A 1,700-nucleotide genomic window follows, 5' to 3' on the forward strand; every position below is an offset into this window, starting at 1 on the left:
GTGCAAGGCGGCGTGGACGCGGGTCGCAAGCTGGTGTCATCGGTGAAGCTGCTCTCGCTGCTCGCCAATATCGGGGACGCCAAGAGCCTGATTATCCACCCCGCCAGTACCACCCACTCCCAGCTCACCGAGCAGGAGCAGGCCGCCACCGGAGTCACGCCTGACTTCGTGCGCCTCTCGATTGGCATCGAGCACGTCGGGGATATTATCGCCGATTTGGAGCAGGCTCTCGCGGGCATATAAACCCTCCCCCTGTCACACAGCGCTGTGTGACAGGGGGTTATTTTTGTGCGGAAGACTTAGACACCTCTGTCATGTAGGACTCGTATTCTTTCAAAATTGCCCGTGCTACTTGTAGGGTCTCCTCGGCTCGATCTAACTTCAGGCCCAGCTCCATTTTTTCCCAGACATTCAAATCTCCACGTTCATAAAGTACATGAGATTTATTAGTCAGAAGTTGCATATCTGCGACATATCGCGAAAAAGGCAATAAGAGAGAAAAAAGTGACGAATTTCCTTTCTGGATTCTGGATATGGTATACCAATTCGTTTTAGAACCATCTATATTTTTGAATTTTTGAATTTTTTCTATTATAAAATCAATGTAATCGTCCAAAAGACGGCAAGCTGTCGAGAATCCAAGTTCTTCGACAGAGACTGCATCGTCATATTTGTCTGATAGCTGTAGGACTGGCTGAGTACTCATTTCGTCCACCGTTCAAGAATATCGAGTAAACGACGATAGGATTCATGTTGCAGAGTATCATCGTAACCGCTTGTAGTAGGTACGCAAATTTTTCCCGTACCATCCTTTAGGTTTTGAAGCACAAGCGATGCATATATAAACTCATGAGGACAGCGACCTTGCCCAACATGGTTCTGAAGACTGGTGAGAATATCGGCGTATTCGCCTTGCTCATAATGAGCTTTCACTTTTTCTTGGTTATTCCACCAGAGATCTTGCTTGACAACTAAAGTGATTAGATGAATAGGGGCAGTGAGAAGCTTTAATGACTGAGCCAGCTCTTGAAAAAGTTCTTGTTCAATAACTCGACTTTGTTGTTGATAGATTTCAAAATCTGTGATGGTCTCTTCACTAGCATGATAGCCATAGGCCACAATGTTAATGAGAACCACTTTCTTTGATCTATAAAGGTCACTGAAGATCGGTGCCCAGGATGTTGCACGGCGACGCTCTTGACCAGGAGCGACCAGGAGGCTCTGGGAGTCGTTGCTCTTGAAGTAGTAGGTCTCGGTATCTACAGAAGATTTGTAAGTGCGCGGTGCGGCAAGAGGGTCGAAGCTCTCATCAAGCATCGTGCCCAGCGTGGTTTTACCAACACCGCCCGCTCCAAAGATCGCAATTCCTACTGTACCCTGGCGCAGACGGCGGCGTAGCTTCTTGACTTGGTCAACGAGCCACTTGCGCCGCTCACGATCCGTCGCTGCTGCAACTCCCGCTCCAACAATTTTTGCTCCCGCCACTGGATCCATAGTGGCTTGATTGTACCGCAAACGCAGGAAATCCTCACCGAGCGTAAGTTCCGCTACGACGAAGCCACAGGTGGCACCCGCTCCCAGAGAGGCTAAGAAGTAGCGGCGCAATGCTCGCCTAGACGAAGAAGCGGTCTTGCTTCAGAAGGAGAATGAGGAGCTGCGCCAGATACTCGCACGCAAGCGAGCAATCGTCGAGCGCCTGC

General features: G+C 49.4%; 3 protein-coding genes. 1 reads left to right on the plus strand and 2 read right to left on the minus strand.

Annotated elements, in window-relative coordinates:
- The coding region (locus tag ACH2EH_RS10580) for a PLP-dependent transferase (protein WP_395141472.1) at positions 1–243 on the plus strand (243 nt) is incomplete at its 5' end.
- Positions 244–280: 37 nt separating this feature from the next.
- On the opposite strand, the gene ACH2EH_RS10585 is transcribed toward ACH2EH_RS10580, so the two are convergent.
- Both ACH2EH_RS10585 and ACH2EH_RS10590 read right to left on the minus strand, forming a co-directional pair.
- Positions 281–706 carry a hypothetical protein gene (locus tag ACH2EH_RS10585; RefSeq protein ID WP_395141474.1) on the minus strand — a complete coding sequence of 142 codons (426 nt, stop codon included), beginning with the start codon at positions 704–706 and terminating at the stop codon, positions 281–283.
- Complete coding sequence (locus tag ACH2EH_RS10590; protein WP_395141476.1) at positions 703–1,494, minus strand: hypothetical protein; 792 nt, start codon at positions 1,492–1,494, stop codon at positions 703–705. Before ACH2EH_RS10590 ends, ACH2EH_RS10585 begins: the two co-directional genes overlap by 4 nt.
- Positions 1,495–1,700 lie beyond the last annotated feature (206 nt).

This window comes from Armatimonas sp., from assembly GCF_043760365.1.
Lineage (GTDB): Bacteria > Armatimonadota > Armatimonadia > Armatimonadales > Armatimonadaceae > Armatimonas.